Source organism: Comamonas endophytica, assembly GCF_023634805.2.
Classification (GTDB): Bacteria; Pseudomonadota; Gammaproteobacteria; order Burkholderiales; family Burkholderiaceae_C; genus Comamonas; species Comamonas endophytica.
In genome coordinates, this window is the sequence record NZ_CP106883.1 from 85,866 (window position 1) to 109,293 (window position 23,428).

Consider the following 23,428-nt stretch of genomic DNA (forward strand, 5'->3'; position numbering starts at 1 on the left):
GGTCAGCCACCTCTGCCCTTCCTCTGCACGCGCTTGCCTCCGACCAAGATCGCAGTGCCCTGGGGATCGTCGGCAGCCAGGTCTGCATTTGCCTCCCAGGCATCGGCCTCGCTGAGTGCGGTTTCCTCAAAGGCGCCATTGCGCTCTGCTTCCTCAGCCGTGTACTCCACCTGAACGCCCGGCAAGCCCGCGTCGGCCTGCGAACGGCTGATGACTGGATCGACCCGGATGGCGACGGGAGCGGCTTGGTCCTTGGTGTCATTCATGGAGGCATCCTTTCTTGGCTGCTGGCGAACAAAGATGGCAGTGGGGGAGGTGCGGGGATCGAGGGCGGGCACGTTGACGCCCGGCGCTGCCCCGCCTGCTATGCCGTATCGCGCGACATAGCCGTTAAGAAAGCCCCGGTTGAAATTGCCGGTGTTGTAGGCAGACAAGGCGGCCCGCAGGGCGGCCTGCTCGCTGCCGAATCTTGGCAAGGCGGACGCATAGAAAGCCGCCAATACCTGCGCCCCGGCAGCAACGTTCTTGCAGCCATCTGACAGCATTTCTTCCACGCTCATCCCCAGCGCGGGCAGATTTCGGCTGTTGACCTGCATGTAACCTAGATCCACGGAATGGCCTGCCTCGATGGCGGCGTAGGCCACGGTCACGGCATCCTGTGCCGACTGGATGGGAATGGGCGCCTTGAACCTCACGCGCGTCTTCGTGCCATCCTTGCCGGCCACGACACGGTCATTGGCGTTGACCGCTATGGGGTTGCCACGGCTTTCGACATGGATGATTTTCTGGATGGTTGCGGGTGCGACATTGGGGGCGCATGCCGCCAGCAGTTCCAATCCAGTCATTGGGCACCCCCGCTTGATAGCGCAGCAGTGCTGCCTGAGACCCAGAGCGGAGTTGCAATGCCTCGCACGCGAGACAGCGGGACAGGCCCGAAGTAACGGCTGTCAAAGCTCCCGTCGCTATAGCTGGAGAAGACCCATACCTCCCCTGGCCCCACCTGGTACTCCCCCGCCGGGTAGGCGCGCATAAAAGGCAGGGCCCGGGTGTTCTGGAGCTCCCTGCCATTGACCACGGCAGGCCTGCCTGGCTGCAGCCGGACGACATCGCCCGCGATCGCCTGGATCGGCTTGAGAAGCGGTGCAACTTGCATGTCGCAGCCTCCTGCTGCCAGATAGCCGCGGTCGCGCATCCAGTCGACTACCGGGGCCGCCGGCGGACAGATCTCCACCAGCCGCCGGCGCCCCAGCCTGTCTATGCCGACCTTTTTGACCATCCAGAGGCCGGTGGGTGCCGACGCCGTAGCATTGATCCGCAACCCGGTAGCGCGGCCGCCGACGGCGAAAGCCGCCACTAGCCCGGTCAAGGATAGTGCCCAGATGGCGAAGGATTTGCCCGTTTTCATGAAACCACGAAGCTCTTTGGCTTGGAATCGCCCTGCGCTGGCTTGCCTGCATCATCCTTGGGAGGGCCGTCGCGTAGGGAGTCCGTGGGCACCGGCTTGACCTTGGAGCGCTTGGAGAAAGTGGGGTCCAGGAAATACAGGATCTGGCGGCCACGGATTACTGGCTGGCCAGCGACAAAAATCAGCATTTCGCCGGGCTCTGTGATCGCCCTGCCGCTGGTGTCTTTCTTTGGTCCCGGCAGGCGCATGATCTCGTCCGGCGTCATCAACGGCCGCTGGACTTCCTGGTAGCTGCGCGAGACCTGCTCGAGCACCAGGCCAAACCGCTTGCCTGAGGTCGAAATCTGCTCCTTGACGACGGTTGTCGTGCCGGTCATCTTCGACATCCATTCCGCTGTCTCTACCTTGTTGGGTGCAAAGGCAATGCGCACATGGCAGTTGGAAATGATGCTTTCGTAGTTGGTATAGGCCTTGTAGAGCTGCTGCACGTCCTGCGTGATGAGGTACGCCTTCATGCCATAGCCAGCGATATAGGCGAGGGCTTCCTCGAAGACCTCCAGCTTTCCCAGCGTGGGAAATTCATCCAGCATCAGCAGCAGGCGGTGCTTGTGGGCAGTCTTCGAACGTCCGTCGTCAAACTCCATCTCGTCCGCCAGGGTGAAGACGATCATCGTCAACAGCAGCCGGGTCAGCGGCACCAGGCGCTTGGAGGTTTTTGGCGTGGATATGAGGTACAGCGAGACGGGGCGCTCGTGGTCCATCAGGTCGGCAATCCTGAAGTCGCTGCGGCTGGTGTTCTCTCCGACGATGGGGTCGCGGTAGAGAGAAAGCGCGTTGTTGGCGGTGGAAATGATGCTTCCGAGTTCGCGCGCGGGCGTGTTCAGCATGCGGCTGCCCACGCTGGTGATCACCAGGGCGGCCTCTCCGTCAGCAGGCTCCTGGCTCTTGAATTTGACTTCGCGCATTTCAGCGAACAACCCGGCCAGAGCCCTTGGATCGCCGTCTGAATCGTCCGCAAGATCGTTTTTGGTGCCTGGGGCCGCAAAGACACCGACCCCGGTGAGCATGTGTCCGATGTCCTGTAGGCAGGGGGTACGGCCCACTTTTTCGGCCTTGTAGAGGGCGTGCAGGATCAGCCCGACCAGCAGTTCGAACGCCGCGCTGCGGAAGTGGTTGCCCTCGATGCCCTTGCCGTCCGAGTCCACCACCATCAGCGCGATGTTTTGCGTGTCGCTGACCTGGAAGCGGGTGCGGTGCCCGATCTCCGACAAAGGGTTCCAGGCGCAGCTTGAGCCTGGCTTGGCTGGGTCGAAGCGAAGCACCACGTTGTTGGCGTGGTGCTTTCTCCAGCCTGAAGTCATGGCGTAGTTCTCGCCCTTGATGTCCAGGACGAAAACGCTCTGTGGCCAGCTCAGCAAGGTAGGAATGACCAGGCCGACCCCCTTGCCGGATTGCGTGGGCGCGAGTGCCGCGATATGTTCCGGGCCATCGTGCCGAAGGTAATGGGTCGCCCCGGTTTTGGGGTCGTCAAACGCGCCGCAGTAGACGCCCTGTCCCGGCTTGCCATCGGGGGGCAGCAGCCCCGTTTTCCTTACCTGCTCCAACGTCGCGAACTGCGCTGTTCCGTGCACCTCCTCGTGCTTGCGCGGGCTGCGTGACTTCAGGCCAATCCACGACACATAGAACATCAGCCCGAACAGCACGCTGCTGAAAAAAATGATGGCCGCGTAGTGGTAGGTGCTGGGGGCGTGGTCATAGAACTTGAACAGCCATCGCCACCAGTCGAAGGGGCCGTAGAGCATGCCGGCAACCGGTTTCCCGAGCGATGTGGGGTAGCCCAGGCGGCTGGCGACGAATTGCGTGCAGACGCTGCTGGCGGCCGTCACGAACAGCAGGAAAACACCGCCGCCCACCATCCTTAGCCAAACGATGGAGGAATTTTTTGCGTTCATAGCTCGACACCTTTATTGCGGTCAATAAAGCGCCCCCGGGCGTCCAGATGGACTGTCTGGCCCACGCGCCACCGCGCGGCCTTGGCGACAACATGCACGCTTGCAGGCTTCACCACCACCTCGTTTGCGTGCTGAAGCAAAAGCACCTCCGAGCCATCTTGCATACGCCGCTTGCCGGCGTACCGGAAGGCTCCGGCATCGCCGGGCATCCATAGCCGGTGATAGCCTATAGACGATATTTTTTGGCCCAATGCATTGCGCTCATTGACCCAAATTGTTACGTTCAACAGGTTTCCTTCCGAGGTGTTCGGCTCCCCTGCCCTCGCGTTCTTGCGCTGTTCCCCGGGTGATTGCTTCTGGCTAGCAGGGGCTGGAGTTCCTGCTGCAGCCCTTTTGACCGATTCTTGGGATGACGCCAGCAAATCCGCTGTAGGCGGTACGGCCACCTCCCTGCTTTTCGGCCCTTCTTTTGGTGCCTGTTCTTGGCTGGCTTGGATTGGATTCGCCGGTGGCATCTGTACCTTGAAACGCATCGAGGCCTGCCTCGACTGCTCCATTGACTCGTCCACGAAAGTGACCTGCAAGCCATGCAGGCCGGCCAGCGCAGCTACTTCGAGCCGGAATGCAGCACTTCCCTCCACAATCAATGGCTGGCTCTCGAATTTCTGCGCGGCCAAGTCCAACGCCACCATGGCGGCCCCCGTGGTCGCGATCTGCGCATGGACATGGGTCTTCCGGTCGATCACCACCCCACCGTCCACAGTCCGGTACGCCACGCTTCCGTCCCTGCGCACCTTGGGCATCAAGGAGTTCATCACGATGGCCTTTGCCTGGTCTGCCCTCTCGGCGGTAAGCAGGTCGCCATGCCATTTGCGTGCGACCTCGTCTCGCTCGCGCAGTACAGCCAAGGCCTCGAGGTTTCCGCTTTCGGCTTGCTCGGTCAGCCAGCGAGCCCAGCCCGGCATACTGGTGCGGGAAAAAAGCGCCCTCCTTTGCTGTTTCAGCGCCTGGCGGTTGTTGGCTCTTGTGGCTTGGAACTGCTGCCGTAAGGTGCCTTGCGTGATGCTGCGCACGGCTCCCTTGGGTGCGGCTTTCAGCAAGGTGCGCTGGGCGTGCATCCACTTCCGCAATCGGGCGTTGGCTTCCAGCCCGGTTAGCCTGATCCGCTCGAGCCCCATGCGCCGTGCCGCTGCTTGCTCCTGGCGCTCGCGCAGGTAGCTTGCATAGAGCGCAGCGGCGGATACGCCCATTCCCCGTGGCCGGGGGGCATAGGACTTGTTGCTCTTGCGCTGCAATTTATGCGCTGCCGGCTGATAGGGTCCCAGCCGGTCCGATAGGGCTTTTAAGGACAGGTCGCGTCCGCAGCTGCTGGCCTTGGTCCAGAGTGGGAGTCCGGGATCGCCAAAGACCAGGCCCGCTCCGCGCAGATTGGCTTCTAGCCCATGCCTGGCCACAGCCATGTGTATTTCAGCCCAGCTGGTAGCGGCACGCAGCTCTGCGGCAATTTCGCGTGCCACATAACCCGTGAGCGTTTCGATGCCGCTCTTGGCCTCTATATCTATTCCTTTATGGCCAACATTTTCTCTATGGCCATTTCCCGCCCGTCGCATGCCGTCAGCGCTGCTTTCTCCTGCGGCCCCCAGACCACTACATGCATCACCCGGCAATAGCACCTTATTTCGGTTGGCAGCGTGTGCCAAACCGCAGCCGGACAGCGTTCGCAAATCGTTGAAGGTGTTGGCCTCTGGTGACTCTTCAAACGAGATATCGTAGGACTTAAGTAAGTATTTTCTGAATTTGCTATCTCTCTCGCTGCAGATCTGCTCTGGTCCGAGCTGAATGAATCCTTGTCGTTCATTTTCAATCTCCTTGGCTCCATGGAAAGTTCGTTGCAAGGCGTATTTGATCTCAAGCGCATCGCATGCCTGCATGAGCCGTTTCTTGTCGTAGTAAGGCTCGATATTCTGCAGCCCCGTAGGATGGACCTTATTGATTGCTACATGGACATGCAAGTGATCCGTGTCCTTATGGATGGCAGATATCCTTTGGTGGTCCGCCAAGCCTATGGCTGCGCACAATTCATCTTCAATCGCATGCAAGACATCAAGGCTTGGATTTTCACCTTGCGGAAATGAAAACACCAAATGATAGGTTTTATCGGCCTTTGATTTCCTGTTTTCTGCTTGTTTCGCGCTGATCAATATCGTGGCAATGGCCGGGTCGTCCGTACCGCAGTTTGTCACTCTATAGCTAGCCACCCGTTCACCTACGGCAGTCGTCTCCTGGGTGTCCAAAATATAGTCTGCGGTCCTTAGCCACGAGGCAGGATCGATACCTCCCTTGGCGGCAATCATGTACCGCACCAGCCTGGCCGGGCTTGAGGTTCCCTTGGCCCGAGGTATTCTTTTGGCAATCATTGCTTATGCATCCGCGACATCAAAAATGTCATTTCGGTCTGCAAGGCCCGGAAATCCATCATCATGGCCTCGACATCGATTGGCCGCGCACCCTGCCCCCGCTTTTCAGCCAGCCAAAGTTTCAATAGCCCAGCGACGCGGCCAAGATCGCCATTGACCTTTGCGATATCACTGACCGCTTGGAAATCAAGCTTTGAACGGATTGGGTTCTTTAATCCGGCAGCCAGAAGGTAGGCGGACAGGGATAAACCGGCTTGGTCGGCCAATTCCGCAACCTTTGCTTTTTCCACGTCTGTCACCCAGACTTTGATGGGCGGCACTTCACGGCGTGGCCGAGGCTGCTGATCGTCGTTTTCGTGTGACATCTGGAATGCCCTCACTGGAACTGGTGCGCCAACCTGGCGTTTGTCTTTGGTGCTATTCGCGGCAGCGAATCCCAGCCTCGCAGAGCAAGATGCGTCGAGCCGAAGGCGAGTAAGCAGGGGGGCTGGAGGCAGGAGCGGCGCAGCCGCGTAGGCCTACAGCACACATCTTGCCGTCAAGCTTTTGCGCCGCGTGGATAATCCAGCGTAGCACGCAGGCCGCAATTAATCCTCCATAGACTATATTTTCCGCAAGGAATTGCGCCACTCTTCCAAAGTTGCCTTAAATTTCCTTTGTGCAGGCTTCGAGCTTTCAAAAGTTTCGCTAAATTTCCTTGATTTTCATTAAATTGCTTTGCACGCATCGCTAGAAATCTGCTTGGTTTGAGCGCACGCGCTAAGGAGAACAGCATGCAAGATCAGCCTACTCAGGCCCAGCGCGGCCAAGGGCGCGTGGCCTTCCTGGCATTGCTTGAGAAATTCCGGACGCTGCTTCTAGAGGGCCATTCACTGCTCACCATCCACAAGGATCACCAGCAGCAACTCGGCATCTCCTATCCGCAATTCACCAAATATATCAACCGATATCTGAGTGCGGAAGTAAAGGATAGGCACCAAAAGGAAATTTCCGTCGGCTTGGGTAGACATCTGCTGAATGCTTCCCGAATGAAAAACCACAGTCTAAAGACACAGAAAAAACCTGCAGGCAATCCCAATGGATTTACCTACAACCCCAACAGCGGAAACTCACGCGGCGATCTCATTTGAATCAAGAGGATTTAAAATGAAACAGGTTCATTTTACCCTGCAAGGCAAAGGCGGCGTTGGCAAATCCTTCATATCGGCCTTGCTGATTCAATACCTTCGCTCCAAAGGCAATGAGGTACAGGCGGTTGATACCGACCCTGTGAATGCCACGCTGTCCGGCTACAAGGCATTCAATACGCAGCGCCTTGAGCTCATAAAGAACGGCACACTGAATGAAAGAAATTTCGACAACCTGATTGAACAGATTGTGGCGGAAGACAGCGACTTTGTTGTTGACAATGGCGCGGCATCATTCCTTCCGCTGACCTACTACCTTGCAGAGAATGACGCAATAAATATCATCCAGGAAAATGGCAAGCAGGTCGTAATTCACACGGTCATTACCGGCGGACAAGCCATGCGCGACACTTTGGCCGGGCTGGCCTCGTTGGCTGAGCAAATGCCCGGAGATGCGCAAATAGTAGTATGGCTCAATGAATATTTCGGCGACATTGAAGCTGCGGGCACGCAATTCGAGCACATGCAGGTCTACAAGAATAACAAGGATCGCATTGCTGGAATTGTTCGGATTGCACGACAAACCAGCACAACCTATGGCGAGGACATCAAACTGATGCTCGACAGCAAGCTTACTTTTGAAGAAGTAAAGCAAGCGCCAGAGTTCAAGTTGATGGCCAAGTCGCGTTTGGAAAAAACAAAATCTGCAATCTTTGACCAGCTTGCGCTTGTTGTCTGAGGGAGGCAACGATGATCGACTTCGATGAAATCAGGAAAGAGCTCGCGATTCGCCACAATGTTTTGCTTGGCAAGGACGACCCTATACTTGTCACCGTCACACTCAATGAATTGGTTCTCAAGCAATATCTCGATTTAGTTGAAAGCCAGTATGCGGAGACCAGCAAGGAGCTTACTGTCATCCTGCAGCAGCACGTTGAGCAATCTAAGCAAACCGCTGGGAAAATAATCACCGAGGCGTCCAATTATGTCAGTGAGCAAGTACATAAATCTATGGAATCCACTTTGCAGCAGGTCACAACCGAATTAAAGAAGGATATTCAGTCTGCGATGAACCTTCAAAGAAGGTCACTGGCCTCTGCTGTCGAGGCCCAATCTTTCAGGAAAGCAGCGTATATTTCAGCTATTACGGCAGGAGTATCTGCCTTGATTGCTGTGGGGGCAGTTATCTTCGCTGCGCTTTGATAAGATGCTGATTGCCCCGTCTACGTAGGGGGTCCTCTCACTACGGAAACAGGAGGTGCCATGCGAACGGATTCGCAAGACGCCGATGACGCACACAGCAAAGCGATCTCCCCAGAGCGATTGATCTTCGCTCGCAACTTCCGTAAAGCACGGACAAAAGCCAAGTTGACCCAGCGGGGCGTCACCAAGCGAACCGGATTCGCCCAGTCATGGATCAGCGCAGTTGAAACAGGACGTAGCAATATCAATCTCGACAACATGGCAGTTTTAGCCAAATGCGTTGACGTTCCGCTCTGGCAACTCCTTGTGCCATAGGAAAAAAATTGGCTTAAACCTCCATCCATAATGGATAAAACCATGCTTCTGGGCATGGTTTTTTTTTGTTTCATGTGTATGTTGCGCCATTTTTCCAATTGATAGTCTACTGACTATCACGCCGCACAGGCATTGGTGACCGAACGCGCCAGGAAAGCACCCAAGGACGGGGGGCAATATGCAAAGTTCAGAACCCTTCAACCTGTCACTGAACCGATCGGAGCATGAGCGCCGCATCAATGAGAAGCTGCGCCGCGAACTTGGTCCGAACATCTGCCGGCTCCTGGAAGATCCGGATGTGATCGAGATCATGCTCAACCCCGACGGAAAGTTGTGGGTGGAATGCCTTGGGGCGCCGATGGTATCGATCGGGGGGCTTTCAGCCTCGCAAGCAGAGTCGCTCATGGGGACGGTGGCCTCGACCCTGAAGACGCAGATAACCGCTCAGAACCCCATCCTGGAATGCGAGTTGCCGCTGGACGGCTCGCGTTTCGAGGCGCTGATCCCTCCCGTTGTGCGCTCGCCTACCTTCACCATCCGCAAGAAGGCGATCAGGATCTTTTCGCTGGATGACTATGTAGACGCTGGGACCATGAACTCGGACCAGCGTGACGCGATCCAGGCGGCTGTGCGCAACCGACGCAACATCCTGGTGGTGGGGGGAACGGGGACCGGCAAGACGACGCTCACCAACGCCATCACCGACTACATGACGAAAGTCTGTCCCCAGGATCGGCTGGCGATCATCGAGGACACCGGCGAGCTGCAATGCAATGCGCCCAATGCCGTGACGATGAGGTCCGTCGATCACGTGGACATGACGCGGCTGCTCAAGGCCACGATGCGGCTGCGCCCGGACCGGATCCTGGTGGGCGAAGTCCGCGATGGCGCTGCCCTGGCGCTGCTCAAGGCCTGGAACACGGGGCACCCCGGCGGGGCTGCAACCGTGCACGCGAACTCGGCTGCTGCCGGATTGATCCGCCTGGAACAGCTGGTCGCTGAAGCCACCCAGGCACCAATGCAATCGCTCATCGCCGAAGCCATCGATCTGATTGTTTCCATCGGGAAGGAGAGCGGCAAAAGGCGCGTTCAGGAGGTCGTCTTGGTTGAAGCCTACGACGGCCATGCTTACGTCACCAAACCAGTCTAGAGGTCCTTATGCAAGTTGCATCCACTTCGGCACCGTCCTCACTCACCGGCAAGGCGTGGGCCATCGTATCCAGCCCGTACTTCTGGCTGGGTGTTGTCCTCGTGGTTTTTCTGTTCGGCCTCATCCAGCCTGCGCATGCAGCGGATGCGTCCGATGGTGGCGGCGCCGGCCTGCCGTGGGAAGTCCCCCTGGGCAAGCTCAAGAAATCGGTGAGCGGGCCGGTGGCCTTTGCCATCGCGCTGCTGGGGATCATTGCCTGCGGATCCACGCTCATCTGGGGTGGCGAAGTGTCGGAGTTCACCCGCCGGATGGTCTATGTCGTCCTGGTGGTCTGCATGATCGTCTTTGCCAACACCATGCTGACGGGCGCGCTGTTCTCGGGTGCCTTGGTGCCCCCTCAAGCTGCCGCTGGTGCGGCAATGCATACCCAGCCACAGCCGGCGCGCTGGCCGGCCCTGGGAGGCACCAATGGATAGCAACGAACCGCTGCGCCTGACGCCATTTCACCGGGCGCTGCACCGCCCGCAGCAAATCATGGGCGGAGAGCGCGAGCTGATGCTGTTCTCCATGCTGATTGCCGGTGGCCTGGTGGTTTCGGCGCTCAACCTGCTGGCAACGGGCATTGGCCTGGTGCTCTGGCTGGTCTGTGTCTATGGCCTGCGCAAGATGGCCAAGGCCGATCCTGAAATGTCGAAGGTCTATCTGCGGCAACTGAAATACCGGGCCTACTACAGCCCGTTTTCCCGGCCCTTCCGCCTCGCGAAATCGCCCCGGGTCTACTAGAAGGAGCTCGCAATGCTCGCCCTCGCCCCCTTCCGCAGCAAAGCCGCGGGGCTGCCTGACCTGCTCAACTTTGCGGCGCTGATCGATGACGGGGTCGTGCTGGGAAAGGACGGCTCGCTGATGGCTGGCTTTTTCTTCCGCGGGGACGATGCCGCCTCGGCAACGACCGAGGAACGCAACTATCTCACCGCGCTCGTCAACCAATACCTGGCGCGCTTTGGCTCGGGCTGGGCCATGTGGATGGATGCCGCCCGGCTCCCCTCGCCAGGCTATCCGGCACCAGAAAAATCCCATTTTCCAGAGCCCGTGACGGCGCTGATCGACGCGGAACGCCGCGCCGCCTTCGAGGCCAAGGATGCCCTGTTTGAAACGGAGTACGCCCTGATCCTGCAGTTCCTGCCACCGACCCGGCGCGACTCGAGGGTTGGCGAACTCGTCTATGACGATGAAGGCCGCGACGACTCAAACCCCGCAGACCGCCTGCTGGCGGAATTCAAGAAAAAGATAGACGACCTGCAAGACGGGCTGGGCGACCTTCTGCACATGCGCCGCATGGGATCCATCGTTGTGTCCAAGCCTCCTGGTGAACGGGAAGAAGCCTACGAGTCCGACGAACTGGTGAACTACCTTCACTTTGCGCTGACCAATGAGCCGATCGCGCTGCGCATCCCGGATTGCCCCATGTACCTCGACGCGTGGCTAGGATTCCATGAGCTATGGCCTGGCGACACGCCCAAGCTGGGAAAGAAATTCATCAGCTGCGTCGCCATCGAGGGCTTCCCAGGCCACTCATATCCCGGAATCCTCGACATGCTCGACGGCTTGCCGCTCGCCTACCGCTGGTCGAGCCGCTTCATCTTCCTTGAGCAGCACGAGGCCATTGCCGCGCTCAACCGGTACCGGCTGAAGTGGCAGCAGAAGATCCGCGGATTCTGGTCGCAGGTAATGAAGTCCCAAAAGGGCATGGTCAATACCGACGCATTGGAAATGTCGCGGCAGACCGAGGTAGCCATCAACGACGCCAAATCCGGGCTCGTGGCCTATGGCTACTACACGCCGGTCATCGTGTTGATGAGCGAGAGCCGCACGGTACTTGAAGACCAGGCGCGCCACGTCAAGCGGGAACTTGAACGCCGGGGTTTTGGCGCCCGCGTGGAATCCGTCAATGCCCTGGAGGCTTGGCTGGGGTCTTTGCCGGGCCAGACCTTCCCCAATGTGCGCCGGCCCCTGGTGCACACGCTGAACCTTGCGGACCTGTTGCCGCTGGCCAGCGTCTGGCCCGGGCTGCGTGAGAATCCATGCGAGTTCTACCCAGCAGGCTCTCCCCCGCTCATGCAGACGGTCACCACCGGTGACACGCCGTTCCGGCTGAATCTGCATGTGGGCGACGTCGGGCACACCCTGATCTTCGGCCCGACGGGCGCCGGCAAATCGACGCTTCTGGCTTCGCTCCACGCCCAATTCAGGCGCTATCGCAGCCGTCCGCGGCGTGACGGATCGCATGTGCCGGCAACCATCACGGCGTTTGACAAGGGACGCTCCCTGTTTGCCTTGTGCAAAGCGACCAGCGGCATTCATTACGACATTGGCAACGACGAAGCGGACACCCCGGCGCTGACGCCGCTGATCGACATCGACAGCGAGTCGGACGCGCTTTGGGCCGAGGAATGGATCGCCACATGCTTTGAGCTGCAAGCCAGGAAACAGCCCTCGCCGCAGCAGAAGTCGGAGATCCATCGGGCCATGAATCTCTTGCGGGACTCGCCACGCGACTTCCGCTCGATGACTGACTACGTTTCAACCATACAGGACGGCGAGATCCGGGCCGCCCTGTCGCACTACACGCTGAACGGCTCCATGGGTCATCTACTGGATGGCAAAGACGATTCTCTGAAATTGAGTAGCTACACCGTCTTTGAAATAGACGAGCTAATGAACATGGGGAATGCAAACGCCATCCCTGTGCTTCTATTCCTTTTTCGCCGCTTTGAGCGGTCCTTGAAAGGTCAGCCAGCAATGCTTTCGCTGGATGAGGCATGGGTGATGCTGGGCCATCCAGTTTTCCGGGAAAAACTGCGCGAATGGCTCAAGGAGCTTAGAAAGAAGAACTGTTTGGTCATTTTGGCAACGCAGAGCCTGTCCGATGCAGTGGGCTCTGGTCTGCTCGATGTCCTTATGGAACAGTGCCCCACAAAGATTCTCCTGCCCAACAAAGAGGCTGAGCTTCACGGGACCAAAGACAGCCCTGGCCCGGCTGATCTTTACGCGATGTTTGGACTGAACAATAAAGAAATTGCTCTGCTGAAGAACGGTCGATACAAGCGCCAATATTATTACAAGTCACCGCTTGGACGGCGGATATTTGAGCTAGGCCTGGGGCCTCTTGCACTGGCTTTTGTTGCGATATCAGACAAGGAAACACTGGCGGAAATTCGTCGCCTTATCGATACAGAAGGCGCGGACTGGCCGCTTCATTGGATGACCAAAAAGGGGGTGGACTATGAGAAATATCTCGCATAAATCCTTCGGCTTGCATGCTTCGGCGGCAATCATGGCGAGCGTGCTCATTGGTTCTGTTTTCTATCTATCGGCTCCCAAACCTGCTCATGCCATTTATTGCTCGAACTGCGCTACGTGGTATCACCAAATGCGTGAGTACGCTGAAGCTGTATCGACGAATTTGAATACGGCCAAACAGCTGCAGACCCAAATTAGTCAATACAACGACATGGTGAAGCAAGGCATGTCCTTGCCATCGAGAAATTTCAAAAATATAACGCGCGATCTGGAAAACATCGCAGATGTCTACCGCGGAACCCAGGCGATTGGGAGGAACATTTCAAACCTTGAAGAAGCATTCAAGCAGCAGTTTCCTGGCTACCAAACCTATCTTCAATCATCTAGCAGAGCGTCCGAGATGATGCCAAGCCGCTATGAAAAGTGGGATAGGCAAGGGCAGGATAACGCGCGCACGGCAATGCTATCCGCAGGAATGAACATCAGCACATTCGCCTCAGAAGAGGCGCAACTCAGAACGCTGGTCAGTCGCTCCCAAAACGCAGAGGGGCGCCTTCAGGCCATCCAAGCAGGCAACGAAATCGCGGCCTCCAACGTGCAGCAACTTCAAAAACTCCGGGATTTGCTGGCTACACAAATTCAGATGCAAAGCAATTATATGGCTCAAGAGCAAGAACGCATGTCTATTGAAAACGCACTTCAACAGCAGCGCAGTTCAATGATAATTAATGACACCGGCCTGGATAAGGGGTACTAACAATGATGAAAATCAACATATGGATTTTTTTATCCTCTATTATTACAGCAATAATTATTGGAGGATTGGGAACTTCATTGTTTATCACAAGAAACACAATTTCAGAAAAAGTTCACCTTTTACCACAAGAATGCGTTTCAGAACCAAAAGAAACTTTCCGTTTTGATGCAAAACAAAATGACACCGACTTAAATAAGGGGTATTGAAATGTTTTTAACACGACGTAGCCGGCCAATGTTTTTGGTGTCAGCTCTGATGGTTGTCGTGTTGACATTTTTTCCTGGCGAGACATTTGCACATCTCACTGACCCGAGTGGCTCACTTAACGGCTTACTTGATCTTGTAAAAAACAGCGCGTCCTCTTGGGACGCCCGATTACGCGGCTACGCCATTAGTATTTTTTGGTTACTTGCCTCGATCCAGTTTGTATGGATATTCTTCCCACTAATATTCCGCCAAGCTGATTTTGGAGAGATTGTTGGGGAACTCATACGATTTATCTTGATAATTGGTTTTTTCTATGCTCTTTTACTATTTTCTACTGATTGGGGACAGGCAGTAGTCAACAGCTTCAGAGAAGCGGGATCCCATGCTATCGGAATTAGTGAAAAAACCTTGAAACCAGGCGCTGTTTTTTCAGAAGCCATCAAGTTAGCCAACACCATTGGAAATGTGAAGACTATTAATCCGCTTACCGCATTACTGGTTTCTCTTTCAGCATTTATTGTCGTGATTTGCTTTACATTTATCGCAGCATTTATGGCAGTCACTCTCATCGAGTCCTATATAGTTATTCATGCCTCTGTACTTTTTATGGGTTTTGGTGGATCCCAATGGACACGTGAATTTTCGCTTGCCATGATTAGATATGCAGTTTCCGTGGGAGCCAAGTTGTTTGTTTTGACGCTAATTGTTGGAATGGTCTTGCAATCAGCAAAAAAATGGGCGCAAGCATATACAGCAGACAACGTATCAATGTGGACGATGGTTGGATTGAGCCTTGTCTGTGCTTATCTTGCCAAAACCGTCCCTGAACTCGTAGCTGGCATGATTAATGGCTCATCCATGGGAGGTGGATCGGCTCTTGGAGGGATGGCAGCAGCTGGTGCGGCGGGCGCGGCTGCGGCCGTGGCAACGATTGCGACGGCAGGTGCAGCAGCGCCGGCGGCTGGGGTATTAGGCACTGGCGGCGGAGCAGCCAGTGGAACTGGCGGGGGCTTAGCGGGAGTCTTGAACTCCAGCATTGGAGGGAATGCGGGTGCGGGTGGAGGAACATCCGCCGCGAAGTCCGACTTGGGCGCAACCACTGGCGGGTCAAATGCAGCAGCAACGGCGCCAACAAGGGTTGGGGGTAATCTGCCATCCGACCCGGCACAACCAATTTCCACTCGTTCCACCAGCGCGGTTCAGCAGGCAACAAAGCAAACGGCGAAGTCACCGACAACGCACGGTGACGCAGCTGTAAAGGCGTCAACGGAGGACACTGCAAGCTCTGCTTCAATGACTACTTCACCAACTTCAACGACAGCTTCTCCAGAAGTAGAAGCTTCTGACAACACGATATCTGCCCCAATAGTCGAAACCTCCAACACAGAGGCGAAACCCCCAATAGCCACACCCCCAGTGGCAGCCACCCCATCAACTGATACGGCTCCATCAGCTGCGTCGACTCCACCAGCCGCTACTGCTCCAACAGCAGCTACTGCTTCACCAGCTGCAGGTTCGCCAACTGCTGCTTCACCAGCTGCTGCTCGACCAACTGCTGCTCCACCAGCTGCAGGGGCTACAGGTAACACCGCGAACATTCCTCCAGCGGGTGTCGCAACGTTGGCAACAAAGATGGGTGAAGCCATTCTCACAGCAGCGCAAAAGGGTCCGATAACAGGTCTGCAAGTTGCATCAGGCGTAGTGAAAGGGACGGGCATTTTGGCGGCCATTTCCGTCCCCGGCATGGAAGGAGCTGCGGGGTTGTCTTTAACAAGCGGCGCCCCACGGGTTAACGCACCAATAGATGATTCCGACAGTTTTGATTCCCGTAGTGATCCAGAAAACATCATTAGACCCTCTAAGCCTAAAGGAGGTAAGCCATGAACGGATTCCTCGGTTTTCTTCCTTTATTGCTAATGCTTATTTTCGGAATTGCGCTATGGGCGCTGGGCCAGTTTTTGCGACGCCGTGGCTGGGGAGAGCGGCTGGACTTTATAGACACACGACTTCGCAAAGCGCAAGCCATAATAGGCCGCTTTTCCGCGATATTAGGGTTGGCTTGGTTAGGCGCCGGCTCCGCATTGAGCCATACCCCCTTATTGGGAAGCAAAAGTAGCAGGAAAATTCTTGACACGTTTAAATCACAAGAAAAAAACGGTCGATATTAATAATTCAAATCATCGATTTTTTTACGTGTCAAAAGTCCTCCACTATAGAAATGGAGTAAATTATGCGCTCCAAGCAGAAAGCACCGACATCAAAGGCAATCTCGGAAACGCCCTACCTAGCGGCACGGCGTGAATGGAACGAACGCTATGGTGATTACATCTCCAGGGCGAACAACTGGCGACTCGTGGCATTTGGCTGTGTAGCAACGTCGAGCATTTTGGCGGCGGGACTGGTTTGGATTTCAGGTCAGCAAAAAGTTATTCCTTACATCGTGGAAACCAACGGCTATGGTGAAGTCATCCGCGTGTCCCCTGCAAACAGCCTTGGAAGACCAAGCGAAAAACAAATAAAGTCTACATTGCGCCAGTGGATTACAGGCGCTCGGACTGTTTATGTCGATGCGCGTGCACAGCAACAAATCGTGGCAGCGACATATGCCACAACGCTGCCGGATAGTCCCGCATATACAACGCTTTCCACTTACCACCGTGACCACAATCCCTATCAGCGGGCAAAAAAAGAAACTGCCGAAGTGGCTTGGCACGGCGCCAGTCTGATTGGGGGAGATACATGGCAAATCGAATGGACAGAAACTGTCCATTCTAGAGATGGAAAACCCATTTCAGATCCGACAACATACACCGCAACAATCATGACCTCATTGGCCACCCCAACCGATGAAGACACGATTACCTTAAATCCCTTTGGAATCTATGTAAAGCAGTTCTCCTGGAATCAACGAATCAACTAGTTGGGTGATTACCATGAAAAAAACGACTGTCTGGATCGCTGGTTCTTTATTTGCGGTAGCAGGCAGTGCGGCGCTTGCTCAAACAAAAGTACCGGCACTTTCGAGTTCTCCAAAAGAGGCTCTCCCGCCCGTCAATTTGACTTCTCCGCATTCAGCTCCACTAGACGCCAAGGAGCGTTATGGTGCCCAGCTGGCAAACGACTGGAAAATAAACCCAGAAAGACCACGCAAAGGCGCCGATGGCAGCGTGAAATATCTCTTTGGTGCGACTTTGCCAACACTCGTTTGTACCCCATTGCAAGTTTGCTCCATCGAATTGCAATCCGGGGAAATTGTCAATGACGTTCATGCTGGAGATAGCGCACGCTGGAAGATTTCTCCCGCTTCCATCGGCAACGGGTCATCGGCAAAGACCGTTATTATCGTGAAGCCTACTAATACCGGATTGGTGACCAATCTAACAGTAACGACGGATCGCCGCCTTTACACCATAAAGCTTGCTAGTACGCAGCGGGACTGGATTCCTGTCCTTTCTTTCGATTACCCAGATGAAACGGAAAAGATGTGGGCTGAACATCGTGAAAGGCAACTGAAGCAGTTGCAAAGCAACACCATGCCTACCGGCCAGAATCTCGCGAATCTGGATTTTGGATTTCAATTGAGCGGTGATTCTCCAAGCTGGAAGCCTATACGCGTTTATAGCGATGGCAGCAAGACCTTTATCCAATTCCCATCGTCCGATTTCGGTGGATCGGCTCCAGCGCTAGTCGCACTTGGCAAGGATGGTGGCCTATTCTCTGATCCATCAATAAAAATTGTGAACTATCGCGTGATCGGAGATCGGTACGTTGTCGATAAAGTGCTGGATCGGGCGGCATTGATTAGCGGCGTAGGCCGAGACCAAGTCAAGGTGATCCTTATTCGCGGAGGAAATTGATATGCGCTTTTGTCTTTTCATCTCATTTTCAGCTGCTCTTTTCCTAAGTGCGTGTGCTGCGCCTTTACGATCTTCGTCCTCCTACGTTGATTCAAATATCAATGCCGCCGACGCCATCACATTAGCGAACGATGCTGCCGTATACCTGTCCAAATCGCTGTCCCCTGCCAAAACCATGCTGGTGATTGATCCACCACCGACCCGCAACGTGGCGGATGAGCTTACGCCTGCGATGCAAACTGCATTACGGGAAAAAGGCTATGGCGTTCTTATTCTTTCAACGAAAAATCCTGAAAAAAAAGAAAAGGCGGATCCTCCGGCAGGAACAGCACTGCGTTATTTGGCCTCCCCGCTGGAAACCGGGGTCCTTTTACGTTTGCAATTTCAAGGGATAGAAGCTTCGCGCTTCTATCAGCGGAATAAGGATGGTGCTTTGCTGCCAAATGGCTTTCCATTTACCGTGGGAGGTGGCCCCAATGACATACGATAAAAATTCTGATTTTTCTCCCGAGGAGACACAAATCGACGAACGCCACGACTACGAAGCCGACCAGTCTCCCGATTTTTTGTCGTCTACCCGACGAGGGCAAGGGGTGAGACGGCTAAACAAGGTACCCCTGGTCATCGTTGGTGCGATCTTGCTAATGGCGGTCGCAGGCATGACATACACCTTTTTTTCCAAACAAGCAGATGCTGTTGCGCAGACTAAGCCGGCTGCACTTCCTGTCGTCACAGAAGCAGCCCGCCCACCAGTGTGGCCTCCTGGAGAAGACTTTGTTCCACCTGGAAAACCGGCCCCCTTGGAGTCTGCATTGGCACCCGGTGAGGCTGCAGCCGCGGCAGTAGGCCCGTCGTCTCTTCCCCCGGTCAACGAAACAATGGAGCGCCGCCTGCAACTCATTCAGCAGGTCGAAGAAAAACACCTTGCCAAATGGGAGGCCGCATTGGATAGCGATGGGGCCATTCAAAAATTTGAGAGAAAGTCGGGAGCCCCAACGCCGGGTGCTCCAGATAGTCCCGGATCACAGCTCAACCCGCAGGAAATGATGCAGCGATACATGGCCGCAGGCCCTATGCCAAGCTCTGGGGACCCCTATGGCATGGGCGCTGTGAGTGGGATGGCTGCTGAAAATGGTCAAGCCCAAAAGCGCGCATTTTTGTCTGGCACTCCCGAAGCAAATGTCTATCTGGCAAACCAGCGCAAAGCCCCCCTCGCGCCATCTCAAGAGATCAAAGCAGGAACGGTAATTCCGAGCGTCTTGGTGTCCGGGGTTAATTCAGACTTGCCAGGGCAAATCATTGGACGCGTAGCCGAAGCGGTCTATGACTCAGCCACCGGTTCCCAACTGCTCATCCCGCCAGGAGCTACGCTCATCGGCACCTATGACAGCAGCGTAACTTTAGGACAGAGCCGTGCACTCGTTGTATGGAAACGGATCATCTATCCCGATAGCTCGTCTATTTCACTTGATGGCATGCCAGGCGCGGATCAGGGCGGGTATGCCGGTTTCCATGACAAAGTTAACAACCACTACGGGCGGCTTTTCGGGCATGGTCTGTTGCTTTCATTGTTTTCGGCAGGAATTCAGCTCTCACAACCGCAGGCCCAAAACGGAGAAAACTACAGCAGCTCGCAAATCATCGCGGGTTCGCTGGGTCAGCAAATGGGACAGCTTGGTATGCAGATGGCGCAAAGGAACATGAACATACAGCCTACATTGCAAATCCGACCAGGCTATGAGTTCAATGTTATGGTGACAAAAGATATTATATTGCCAACGTGGGAGGGACACCCCTTGTCAAGCATTTCTTCTCAATGAAATTATTGGCATTAATTCAATATCCATATTGGGCAGTCACTTCACATCAATTACTAAGTGAATTGGTTCACTCGGAAGGCAGACTTCCAAGTTCGATCTTGTGCCCCTGTTGCTCGAACGAGGCTTTCAATCAAGGCTTTGCTTCTTCCCAGAATGAACTCATGTGCCGATGCCGCAATTAGCAGATTCATGTAATTTACAAATTCTCGATCCGCGATCTTTCTTGATATATCTGGTATACCAGGTGTGGAGATGATGCATATATCACTGCTTAAGGGTATTGCACGAGACGATTGCGCAAAGCCTATGGAGTTTTTTTCACGAGATGGTAGCAACACAACTGGACTATCTCCAGTTACGAAAAACTCCTTCTTTGGCGCCTGAATAATTGTTAATTTGGAATCCCAAAAAAGTTGACAAATAAGCGGAACAAGCCGCACTACTGCAGGAACGACCCCATGATTTTCATAAATAATTTCATATTCTTCTGAGTGCACTAAATCGAATAACTCTTGGGCGCTTAGCCCATCCAGGTTAGGATCTTCATCAATCCGCTCCTGAGTTTTCTCAAGCGACGAATACTGAGATTTTATTTCCATCAAGTGAAGTTCACTATAAATCGCTTTGTAGGAACGAATTAGATCATGTGAGCGACAGAACGAGACTCCAAGGAAATAGCAGAGCCAGAATCTATCTTCCTCGGATAAATCCTTGCCTGCTAAGATACGCTCAATAACTGGTGCTGATATATCTTCGATAGCTGCTAAGAAGTGTTCAACTACATAGCTAGGCTCGCCCTAATTTTTAGGAAGAGTGTATAGGTCTTGAATTACCCCAATTCTTCTTGGAAAACTTTCCCTAATGCTTTTCATTGAGAAAATGTATACCCAAAGCTTTTCGTCATCTGCCCGAAACCTTGCTTGGTAACTCGCCGGAACAAAATGCTGCCTTCGAGGTTTCTGCGGATTCCGGCTTTGCTTTTCTATGCGTCCCCTAATTATTTCCTGGATCTTGGAAAAGAATGCATAACGTTCGTTCATTTCTCTCCTAGTAAGGTAGCCTATCTTCTTTGCACTCTAATATGTGCCAAACCAAAGCAGCCCCTTTGTCATCCGTCTTTATACCCTCGACAATATGAAAATTTTGCACCTCAGGTTGGACAAATAACAAAAAAGGATGACTACTGCCATCCTTTTTATTTAAAACCTATTAAGCCGCCGAGGTCTGAATCAAAAACTTTTGGCGATCCTCATTAGCAATCCACTTTGGCGCCTTCCCGCGGCCAGTCCAGGTATCGCCCGTGGCGGGATTGCGATATTTTGCTTCTACCTTATGACCAGCAGATGCTTTGCGTTGTCCGCGCGCAGGCGCAAAAACATCTTCAGCGGTCAAAGAATATTCGGCAACAATGGAGCGAACTTTGGATACGGCTTCGTCGAGCTCTGCCTTACGTGCAGCCTGGATCTGTTGTTCCAGGGCATCGCGCTGAGCCATCAATTCTTTATAAGTAGTTTGCATAAAAATCCTTTCATTTATCTTATTAAACATTATCCACAAAATTCAATGAGAATTCTAACATCTACTTAACGAATTCTCATCAAAATGTTACTCATTACTCTTGGAATTATATAAGCAGCGAAAACAGCCAAACCAGCTTTAATAAAATGAGGAAGCAACGTCATCAACGGAATATCGGCCACCGACGCAGCTATTGAAAGGAGAGCGACGTTCAAACATAGCACCCAAGCAAATAGCTTCAGAAAGAGGCGGACTACTCCGCTTACTTTAGCCAGTGGCGCGTACATATGATGGTAACTCATAGTTTACCTCCGTCTAGGATGTTGAATCAACTTTTAGCGCTTCATAAAGCACAGTCTTCTCCACTTTGATGCTGCAGCGACTTCTCGGAATGTAAGCCCCTTGTCCACTATCTGTTTCGCTTGCTGAAGCTTTGCAGTGAGGATTACGGGCTTTCTTCCTCCCTTGCGCCCCTGGCTGCTACTGACGTCAGCCCAGCAACGGTCCGCTCGAGGATCAAATCACGCTCGAATTCCGCGAGTGAAGCAGATTGGTAAGCAGTCTTTCGCTGCGTGTTGTCGTATCGATCTCTGGATCACTCAATGATCTAAATGAAATTCCGCGTTTCCCTTAGTCTAAGACCGTTTGCACCAAATGTTTAAGGGATCGGCCCAGTCTGTCCAGCTTCCAAACGATAAGGGCGTCACCTTCGCGCAGGTACTGCAATGGTTTTTCAAGTCCTGGCCTATCGTCCTTATCTTCCCTGACGACATCTGAGAGCTCCTTAATCTTCGGGCCACTTGAGGCTCCAAGCTTCGCATATAGCCAAGATACGTACTCGGCCATTCGGTACCAGCCTGTGGAGATCCGCTCTGCCCCAGCGTAGGGCCCCCAAGCACAGAAGCATGTCATTGCTGGGTGCCCATTTCTCACTGGGTAAATCGTACTGGCGCGCGTTTGATCTTCCCAGCCGACTATCTACGCTACCGCTTTGCCGCTCAGATCGGCGAAGTTATTGATCTTCACCGCGCCGTCCGGGAAGCGCGCCACGATCTCCAGCTGTCCGCCCATCGCCTCGATGTGACTGCGTAGCGTGGAAAGGTACATATCCGTGCGCCTCTCCATTTTGGCAATGGAAGGCTGCTGAACGCGGAGTACATCCGCCAGCATCTTTTGCGACAGGCCACGCGCTTGGCGCAGCTCATTGAGCGGCATCTCGGCAAGCATTGCCTGTGCCTGAACCTCGGCGCGGGCCTGTGCCTCGGGTGACATTTGCTGCCGCAGTTCAGAGAATTTCTTAGCCATTGATCAGCCCTTCCTTTCGAAGTTGCTCCAGATGTTCGTCGTAAAGCCTGTCGGCGATGGGAACATGGACGTCATACCAACGGTCGTTTCCTGTCTTGTCCCCGCCAATCAACAAAATAGCTGATCGTCGGGGATCAAACGCGTACAAGGTTCGAAGTGGGCGCCCATCATGCTGAGTGCGCAATTCCCGCATATGGCTGTGCCGTGAGCCATTGATTCCGCTGCTATGAGGAAAACCCAGGGTAGGCCCACGCGCTTCCAACAGACGTACCGATGTATCCAGCGATTCCTGCTCTTCTGCAGTCAAGCCGGCCCACCAGTCGCCAAAGTCATCTGTGTACTCGACATCCCATTTCATGACTCAAGTATAGCTTCCATGGAATATTCCGTCAAAGGAATACATGTAAAGGTCAAGCAACTTCTTTTAAGCGTGGTAAGCGCACCGTTAGACCCGCAGCGTTATGAAAATCATTTCAAGCTCCGCAACCAAACGTATACTGTACGCATGTACAGCAATTCATTAATCGCCGGCCAGCCGATTCCTTGGCTTGCAACTCCTTTGGTGCTGCCATTAGCGGATTGCTCTGTGCGTGCCGGCTTTCCCTCTCCCGCGGAAGACTTCAGCGGTAAGCGCCTGGACATTTCGGAAATTCTGGTGGAACACCCCCAGGCTACCTATCTGCTGCGTGTGGCTGGGCCCTCAATGACCGAATACGGCATCGATGACGGCGATTTGATCGTGGTGGACCGAGCGCTGACGGCGCGCCATGGCTGCATAGTGGTTGCAATCCTGGACAGCGAATTCACCGTGAAGGTTCTGCACCAGGTCAACGGCACTTTTCGCCTTAAGGCGGGCAACCGCACCTATCCCGACATTGTTCCGCGCGAGGGCCAGACCCTCGAGATCTGGGGCGTGGTCACGGCCTGTGTGAAGCGATTCTCGAGATAGCCATGTTCGCGCTGATCGACGGGAATAATTTCTATGTGTCGTGCGAACGCGCCTTTCGCCCCTCGCTGCGCGGCATTCCGGTGGTCGTGCTGTCCAACAACGACGGTTGCGCCATTGCCAGATCAGACGATTATGTGGAATGCAAT

The 23,428-nt window shown here is 54.4% G+C and carries 27 protein-coding genes and 2 pseudogenes; 18 read left to right on the forward strand and 11 right to left on the reverse strand.

Annotated elements, in window-relative coordinates; genetic code table 11:
• Window positions 1-2: 2 nt before the first annotated feature.
• The 6 genes from M9799_RS20330 to M9799_RS20355 all read right to left on the reverse strand — a co-directional run bounded on the left by M9799_RS20330 (window position 3) and on the right by M9799_RS20355 (window position 6,549).
• Window positions 3-845 carry a lytic transglycosylase domain-containing protein gene (locus M9799_RS20330; protein WP_231045114.1) on the reverse strand — a complete coding sequence of 281 codons (843 nt, stop codon included), beginning with the start codon at window positions 843-845 and terminating at the stop codon, window positions 3-5.
• Window positions 842-1,405 carry a S26 family signal peptidase gene (locus tag M9799_RS20335; protein ID WP_231045115.1) on the reverse strand — a complete coding sequence of 188 codons (564 nt, stop codon included), beginning with the start codon at window positions 1,403-1,405 and terminating at the stop codon, window positions 842-844. Before M9799_RS20335 ends, M9799_RS20330 begins: the two co-directional genes overlap by 4 nt.
• Window positions 1,402-3,357 carry a type IV secretory system conjugative DNA transfer family protein gene (locus M9799_RS20340; protein ID WP_231045116.1) on the reverse strand — a complete coding sequence of 652 codons (1,956 nt, stop codon included), beginning with the start codon at window positions 3,355-3,357 and terminating at the stop codon, window positions 1,402-1,404. Before M9799_RS20340 ends, M9799_RS20335 begins: the two co-directional genes overlap by 4 nt.
• The gene (gene traI / locus M9799_RS20345) at window positions 3,354-5,774 is read right to left on the reverse strand and encodes a TraI/MobA(P) family conjugative relaxase (RefSeq protein ID WP_263726256.1); all 2,421 of its coding nucleotides are present in this window, start codon (window positions 5,772-5,774) and stop codon (window positions 3,354-3,356) included. The genes M9799_RS20340 and traI overlap by 4 nt, the downstream gene beginning before the upstream one ends.
• On the reverse strand, window positions 5,771-6,139 hold the full coding sequence (locus M9799_RS20350; protein WP_231045118.1) for a plasmid mobilization protein: 369 nt from the start codon (window positions 6,137-6,139) through the stop codon (window positions 5,771-5,773). The genes traI and M9799_RS20350 overlap by 4 nt, the downstream gene beginning before the upstream one ends.
• Window positions 6,140-6,312: 173 nt before the next feature.
• Window positions 6,313-6,549 carry a hypothetical protein gene (locus M9799_RS20355; RefSeq protein WP_231045119.1) on the reverse strand — a complete coding sequence of 79 codons (237 nt, stop codon included), beginning with the start codon at window positions 6,547-6,549 and terminating at the stop codon, window positions 6,313-6,315.
• Between M9799_RS20355 and M9799_RS20360 the strand changes: the two genes are divergently transcribed.
• The 16 genes from M9799_RS20360 to M9799_RS20435 all read left to right on the forward strand — a co-directional run bounded on the left by M9799_RS20360 (window position 6,548) and on the right by M9799_RS20435 (window position 19,510).
• Window positions 6,548-6,904, forward strand: coding sequence for a TraK family protein (locus tag M9799_RS20360; RefSeq protein ID WP_231045120.1), 357 nt, complete (start codon window positions 6,548-6,550; stop codon window positions 6,902-6,904). The two genes, M9799_RS20355 and M9799_RS20360, sit on opposite strands and share 2 nt — an antisense overlap.
• A gap of 16 nt (window positions 6,905-6,920) precedes the next feature.
• On the forward strand, window positions 6,921-7,640 hold the full coding sequence (locus tag M9799_RS20365) for a nucleotide-binding protein (RefSeq protein ID WP_231045121.1): 720 nt from the start codon (window positions 6,921-6,923) through the stop codon (window positions 7,638-7,640).
• An 11-nt stretch (window positions 7,641-7,651) separates the two neighbouring features.
• Window positions 7,652-8,104 (forward strand): hypothetical protein, encoded by a 453-nt coding sequence (locus M9799_RS20370; protein ID WP_231045122.1) that lies wholly within the window; start codon window positions 7,652-7,654, stop codon window positions 8,102-8,104.
• 60 nt (window positions 8,105-8,164) lie between these two features.
• Window positions 8,165-8,419 carry a helix-turn-helix domain-containing protein gene (locus M9799_RS20375; protein ID WP_231045123.1) on the forward strand — a complete coding sequence of 85 codons (255 nt, stop codon included), beginning with the start codon at window positions 8,165-8,167 and terminating at the stop codon, window positions 8,417-8,419.
• Between the two features lie 178 nt (window positions 8,420-8,597).
• Window positions 8,598-9,569 carry a P-type conjugative transfer ATPase TrbB gene (gene trbB / locus M9799_RS20380; protein WP_231045124.1) on the forward strand — a complete coding sequence of 324 codons (972 nt, stop codon included), beginning with the start codon at window positions 8,598-8,600 and terminating at the stop codon, window positions 9,567-9,569.
• 8 nt (window positions 9,570-9,577) lie between these two features.
• Window positions 9,578-10,045, forward strand: a complete 468-nt coding sequence (locus M9799_RS20385; protein WP_231045125.1) for a TrbC/VirB2 family protein — start codon at window positions 9,578-9,580, stop codon at window positions 10,043-10,045.
• Window positions 10,038-10,352 (forward strand): conjugal transfer protein TrbD, encoded by a 315-nt coding sequence (locus M9799_RS20390; protein ID WP_231045126.1) that lies wholly within the window; start codon window positions 10,038-10,040, stop codon window positions 10,350-10,352. The genes M9799_RS20385 and M9799_RS20390 overlap by 8 nt, the downstream gene beginning before the upstream one ends.
• A 12-nt stretch (window positions 10,353-10,364) precedes the next feature.
• Window positions 10,365-12,872, forward strand: a complete 2,508-nt coding sequence (locus M9799_RS20395) for a VirB4 family type IV secretion/conjugal transfer ATPase (RefSeq protein WP_231045127.1) — start codon at window positions 10,365-10,367, stop codon at window positions 12,870-12,872.
• Complete coding sequence (gene trbJ, locus M9799_RS20400; RefSeq protein ID WP_231045128.1) at window positions 12,853-13,626, forward strand: P-type conjugative transfer protein TrbJ; 774 nt, start codon at window positions 12,853-12,855, stop codon at window positions 13,624-13,626. Before M9799_RS20395 ends, trbJ begins: the two co-directional genes overlap by 20 nt.
• Window positions 13,627-13,628: 2 nt before the next feature.
• The gene (locus tag M9799_RS20405; RefSeq protein ID WP_231045129.1) at window positions 13,629-13,832 is read left to right on the forward strand and encodes a hypothetical protein; all 204 of its coding nucleotides are present in this window, start codon (window positions 13,629-13,631) and stop codon (window positions 13,830-13,832) included.
• A 1-nt stretch (window position 13,833) separates the two neighbouring features.
• Window positions 13,834-15,717 carry a P-type conjugative transfer protein TrbL gene (trbL, locus tag M9799_RS20410; protein ID WP_231045130.1) on the forward strand — a complete coding sequence of 628 codons (1,884 nt, stop codon included), beginning with the start codon at window positions 13,834-13,836 and terminating at the stop codon, window positions 15,715-15,717.
• On the forward strand, window positions 15,714-16,001 hold the full coding sequence (locus M9799_RS20415; RefSeq protein ID WP_231045131.1) for a hypothetical protein: 288 nt from the start codon (window positions 15,714-15,716) through the stop codon (window positions 15,999-16,001). Before trbL ends, M9799_RS20415 begins: the two co-directional genes overlap by 4 nt.
• A gap of 62 nt (window positions 16,002-16,063) precedes the next feature.
• Window positions 16,064-16,753: a VirB8/TrbF family protein gene (locus tag M9799_RS20420; protein ID WP_231045132.1), complete on the forward strand. Its 690-nt coding sequence runs from the start codon at window positions 16,064-16,066 to the stop codon at window positions 16,751-16,753.
• Window positions 16,754-16,766: 13 nt separating this feature from the next.
• Complete coding sequence (gene trbG, locus M9799_RS20425; protein WP_231045133.1) at window positions 16,767-17,690, forward strand: P-type conjugative transfer protein TrbG; 924 nt, start codon at window positions 16,767-16,769, stop codon at window positions 17,688-17,690.
• A gap of 1 nt (window position 17,691) precedes the next feature.
• Window positions 17,692-18,180: a conjugal transfer protein TrbH gene (locus M9799_RS20430; RefSeq protein WP_231045134.1), complete on the forward strand. Its 489-nt coding sequence runs from the start codon at window positions 17,692-17,694 to the stop codon at window positions 18,178-18,180.
• Window positions 18,167-19,510, forward strand: a complete 1,344-nt coding sequence (locus M9799_RS20435; protein WP_231045135.1) for a TrbI/VirB10 family protein — start codon at window positions 18,167-18,169, stop codon at window positions 19,508-19,510. The genes M9799_RS20430 and M9799_RS20435 overlap by 14 nt, the downstream gene beginning before the upstream one ends.
• Before the next feature lie 53 nt (window positions 19,511-19,563).
• Here M9799_RS20435 and M9799_RS20440 read toward each other — a convergent pair.
• The 5 genes and pseudogenes from M9799_RS20440 to M9799_RS20455 all read right to left on the reverse strand — a co-directional run bounded on the left by M9799_RS20440 (window position 19,564) and on the right by M9799_RS20455 (window position 22,691).
• Window positions 19,564-20,550, reverse strand: a pseudogene (locus tag M9799_RS20440) (DUF4238 domain-containing protein).
• A 169-nt stretch (window positions 20,551-20,719) separates the two neighbouring features.
• Complete coding sequence (locus M9799_RS20445) at window positions 20,720-21,028, reverse strand: H-NS histone family protein (RefSeq protein ID WP_231045136.1); 309 nt, start codon at window positions 21,026-21,028, stop codon at window positions 20,720-20,722.
• Between the two features lie 630 nt (window positions 21,029-21,658).
• Entirely contained in the window at window positions 21,659-21,940 is a 282-nt protein-coding gene (locus tag M9799_RS20700) for a recombinase family protein (RefSeq protein ID WP_377009190.1), read from the reverse strand.
• 66 nt (window positions 21,941-22,006) lie between these two features.
• Window positions 22,007-22,333 (reverse strand): XRE family transcriptional regulator, encoded by a 327-nt coding sequence (locus M9799_RS20450; protein WP_231045137.1) that lies wholly within the window; start codon window positions 22,331-22,333, stop codon window positions 22,007-22,009.
• Window positions 22,326-22,691: a type II toxin-antitoxin system RelE/ParE family toxin gene (locus M9799_RS20455; protein ID WP_231045138.1), complete on the reverse strand. Its 366-nt coding sequence runs from the start codon at window positions 22,689-22,691 to the stop codon at window positions 22,326-22,328. The genes M9799_RS20450 and M9799_RS20455 overlap by 8 nt, the downstream gene beginning before the upstream one ends.
• A 147-nt stretch (window positions 22,692-22,838) precedes the next feature.
• Between M9799_RS20455 and M9799_RS20460 the strand changes: the two genes are divergently transcribed.
• Both M9799_RS20460 and M9799_RS20465 read left to right on the forward strand, forming a co-directional pair.
• Window positions 22,839-23,282 carry a LexA family protein gene (locus tag M9799_RS20460; protein WP_231045149.1) on the forward strand — a complete coding sequence of 148 codons (444 nt, stop codon included), beginning with the start codon at window positions 22,839-22,841 and terminating at the stop codon, window positions 23,280-23,282.
• Between the two features lie 2 nt (window positions 23,283-23,284).
• Window positions 23,285-23,413: pseudogene (locus M9799_RS20465) on the forward strand (Y-family DNA polymerase); the annotation flags it as partial.
• Window positions 23,414-23,428: the final 15 nt, after the last annotated feature.

Bases quoted from the DNA above. Each gene is read 5' to 3' on its own strand.
- M9799_RS20350 (WP_231045118.1), bottom strand. From the start codon at position 6,139: ATGTCACACGAAAACGACGATCAGCAGCCTCGGCCACGCCGTGAAGTG.
- M9799_RS20455 (WP_231045138.1), bottom strand. From the start codon at position 22,691: ATGAAATGGGATGTCGAGTACACAGATGACTTTGGCGACTGGTGGGCC.
- M9799_RS20700 (WP_377009190.1), bottom strand. From the start codon at position 21,940: ATGACATGCTTCTGTGCTTGGGGGCCCTACGCTGGGGCAGAGCGGATC.
- M9799_RS20415 (WP_231045131.1), top strand. From the start codon at position 15,714: ATGAACGGATTCCTCGGTTTTCTTCCTTTATTGCTAATGCTTATTTTC.
- M9799_RS20370 (WP_231045122.1), top strand. From the start codon at position 7,652: ATGATCGACTTCGATGAAATCAGGAAAGAGCTCGCGATTCGCCACAAT.
- M9799_RS20405 (WP_231045129.1), top strand. From the start codon at position 13,629: ATGATGAAAATCAACATATGGATTTTTTTATCCTCTATTATTACAGCA.
- M9799_RS20365 (WP_231045121.1), top strand. From the start codon at position 6,921: ATGAAACAGGTTCATTTTACCCTGCAAGGCAAAGGCGGCGTTGGCAAA.
- M9799_RS20360 (WP_231045120.1), top strand. From the start codon at position 6,548: ATGCAAGATCAGCCTACTCAGGCCCAGCGCGGCCAAGGGCGCGTGGCC.
- M9799_RS20460 (WP_231045149.1), top strand. From the start codon at position 22,839: ATGTACAGCAATTCATTAATCGCCGGCCAGCCGATTCCTTGGCTTGCA.
- M9799_RS20355 (WP_231045119.1), bottom strand. From the start codon at position 6,549: ATGCTGTTCTCCTTAGCGCGTGCGCTCAAACCAAGCAGATTTCTAGCG.
- M9799_RS20420 (WP_231045132.1), top strand. From the start codon at position 16,064: ATGCGCTCCAAGCAGAAAGCACCGACATCAAAGGCAATCTCGGAAACG.
- M9799_RS20330 (WP_231045114.1), bottom strand. From the start codon at position 845: ATGACTGGATTGGAACTGCTGGCGGCATGCGCCCCCAATGTCGCACCC.
- M9799_RS20390 (WP_231045126.1), top strand. From the start codon at position 10,038: ATGGATAGCAACGAACCGCTGCGCCTGACGCCATTTCACCGGGCGCTG.
- trbG (WP_231045133.1), top strand. From the start codon at position 16,767: ATGAAAAAAACGACTGTCTGGATCGCTGGTTCTTTATTTGCGGTAGCA.
- M9799_RS20385 (WP_231045125.1), top strand. From the start codon at position 9,578: ATGCAAGTTGCATCCACTTCGGCACCGTCCTCACTCACCGGCAAGGCG.
- traI (WP_263726256.1), bottom strand. From the start codon at position 5,774: ATGATTGCCAAAAGAATACCTCGGGCCAAGGGAACCTCAAGCCCGGCC.
- M9799_RS20450 (WP_231045137.1), bottom strand. From the start codon at position 22,333: ATGGCTAAGAAATTCTCTGAACTGCGGCAGCAAATGTCACCCGAGGCA.
- M9799_RS20445 (WP_231045136.1), bottom strand. From the start codon at position 21,028: ATGCAAACTACTTATAAAGAATTGATGGCTCAGCGCGATGCCCTGGAA.
- M9799_RS20435 (WP_231045135.1), top strand. From the start codon at position 18,167: ATGACATACGATAAAAATTCTGATTTTTCTCCCGAGGAGACACAAATC.
- M9799_RS20375 (WP_231045123.1), top strand. From the start codon at position 8,165: ATGCGAACGGATTCGCAAGACGCCGATGACGCACACAGCAAAGCGATC.
- trbB (WP_231045124.1), top strand. From the start codon at position 8,598: ATGCAAAGTTCAGAACCCTTCAACCTGTCACTGAACCGATCGGAGCAT.
- M9799_RS20340 (WP_231045116.1), bottom strand. From the start codon at position 3,357: ATGAACGCAAAAAATTCCTCCATCGTTTGGCTAAGGATGGTGGGCGGC.
- M9799_RS20335 (WP_231045115.1), bottom strand. From the start codon at position 1,405: ATGAAAACGGGCAAATCCTTCGCCATCTGGGCACTATCCTTGACCGGG.
- trbL (WP_231045130.1), top strand. From the start codon at position 13,834: ATGTTTTTAACACGACGTAGCCGGCCAATGTTTTTGGTGTCAGCTCTG.
- M9799_RS20430 (WP_231045134.1), top strand. From the start codon at position 17,692: ATGCGCTTTTGTCTTTTCATCTCATTTTCAGCTGCTCTTTTCCTAAGT.
- M9799_RS20395 (WP_231045127.1), top strand. From the start codon at position 10,365: ATGCTCGCCCTCGCCCCCTTCCGCAGCAAAGCCGCGGGGCTGCCTGAC.
- trbJ (WP_231045128.1), top strand. From the start codon at position 12,853: ATGAGAAATATCTCGCATAAATCCTTCGGCTTGCATGCTTCGGCGGCA.